Genomic DNA, 1415 nt, shown 5'->3' with positions numbered 1-1415 from the left:
ACACAGTGGACGCGAGCAACTGAGGACAAGCCCTCGGCCTATTAGTACCAGTCAGCTCCAACCGTTACCGGTCTTCCACACCTGGCCTATCAACCCAGTCGTCTACTGGGAGCCTTACCCCATCAAGTGGGTGGGAGCCCTCATCTCGAAGCAGGCTTCCCGCTTAGATGCTTTCAGCGGTTATCCCTCCCGAACGTAGCCAACCAGCCATGCCCTTGGCAGGACAACTGGCACACCAGAGGTTCGTCCGTCCCGGTCCTCTCGTACTAGGGACAGCCCTTCTCAAGACTCCTACGCGCGCAGCGGATAGGGACCGAACTGTCTCACGACGTTCTAAACCCAGCTCGCGTACCGCTTTAATGGGCGAACAGCCCAACCCTTGGGACCGACTCCAGCCCCAGGATGCGACGAGCCGACATCGAGGTGCCAAACCATCCCGTCGATATGGACTCTTGGGGAAGATCAGCCTGTTATCCCCGGGGTACCTTTTATCCGTTGAGCGACGGCGCTTCCACAAGCCACCGCCGGATCACTAGTCCCGACTTTCGTCCCTGCTCGACCCGTCGGTCTCACAGTCAAGCTCCCTTGTGCACTTACACTCAACACCTGATTGCCAACCAGGCTGAGGGAACCTTTGGGCGCCTCCGTTACCCTTTAGGAGGCAACCGCCCCAGTTAAACTACCCACCAGACACTGTCCCTGATCCGGATCACGGACCCAGGTTAGACATCCAGCACGACCAGAGTGGTATTTCAACGACGACTCCACCATGGCTGGCGCCATAGCTTCACAGTCTCCCACCTATCCTACACAAGCCGAACCGAACACCAATATCAAGCTATAGTAAAGGTCCCGGGGTCTTTCCGTCCTGCTGCGCGAAACGAGCATCTTTACTCGTAGTGCAATTTCACCGGGCCTATGGTTGAGACAGTCGAGAAGTCGTTACGCCATTCGTGCAGGTCGGAACTTACCCGACAAGGAATTTCGCTACCTTAGGATGGTTATAGTTACCACCGCCGTTTACTGGCGCTTAAGTTCTCAGCTTCGCCTGGACGAATCCAAGCTAACCGGTCCCCTTAACGTTCCAGCACCGGGCAGGCGTCAGTCCGTATACATCGCCTTACGGCTTCGCACGGACCTGTGTTTTTAGTAAACAGTCGCTTCTCGCTGGTCTCTGCGGCCACCCCCAGCTCACGGAGTAAATCCGATCACCGGAAATGGCCCCCCTTCTCCCGAAGTTACGGGGGCATTTTGCCGAGTTCCTTAACCATAGTTCACCCGAACGCCTCGGTATTCTCTACCTGACCACCTGAGTCGGTTTAGGGTACGGGCCGCCATGAAACTCGCTAGAGGCTTTTCTCGACAGCATAGGATCATCCACTTCACCACAATCGGCTCGGCATCAGGTCTCAGGC

At 56.6% G+C, this 1415-nt stretch carries 1 rRNA gene (only partly in view); it reads right to left on the bottom strand.

The features are described 5' to 3' along the window. Positions 1–21 precede the first annotated feature (21 nt). Positions 22–1415: ribosomal RNA gene (locus tag ACFYZR_RS32330) — 23S ribosomal RNA — on the bottom strand; it runs 1369 nt beyond the window's last position.

The organism is Streptomyces sp. NPDC001678 (assembly GCF_042892945.1).
Classification (GTDB): Bacteria; Actinomycetota; Actinomycetes; order Streptomycetales; family Streptomycetaceae; genus Streptomyces.
Note: the sequence above shows the minus strand (reverse complement) of the source record. Positions and strands in the feature narration are given on the sequence as shown.